The sequence below is a fragment of the Streptomyces sp. A012304 genome (assembly GCF_026008495.1).
Classification (GTDB): Bacteria; Actinomycetota; Actinomycetes; order Streptomycetales; family Streptomycetaceae; genus Streptomyces.
The window spans coordinates 1-417 of sequence record NZ_BQUN01000124.1 but is presented as its reverse complement, the minus strand read 5'-3'; the positions used below and the strand labels follow the sequence as shown (position 1 = coordinate 417).

Annotated in this window: 1 protein-coding gene; it reads left to right on the top strand. The window is 69.8% G+C overall.

What is annotated here, in order from left to right:
• Positions 1–417 (top strand): DUF6531 domain-containing protein (locus ALMP_RS32455; RefSeq protein ID WP_264934970.1); only part of this gene is annotated, 417 nt, incomplete at both ends.

Sequence of the window (417 nt, the reverse complement as noted above, 5' to 3'; positions counted from 1 at the left end):
AGTCCGACAAGGACGGCAAGCCGACCGGCTGCACCACCTCCGCCTACCAGACCAGCTCGGCCTATCCGGTCCCGTCCGGACGGCTGAAGTGGGGCAAGACCTACCTGTGGCGCGGCTTCGTCAAGGACGCCACCAACGAGGTGCCCACCGCCCAGGTCGCGCTGGTCGCCGCCGTGCCGCAGCCCGAGATCACCTCCCGGCTCTCCGAGGCGCAGGGCAAGGAGTTCGACCCGAACGTCGGCAACTTCACCTCCAGCGCCGTCGACGCGTCCATCGCCGGCGTCGGCCCCGAACTCACCCTGATCCGCACGTACAACAGCCTCGACCCACGGCGTGACCTCGCCTTCGGCGCGGGCTGGACCACCCGCTACGACATGCGGCTCACGCCCGACGACGACGGCACGGGCAATGTCGTCA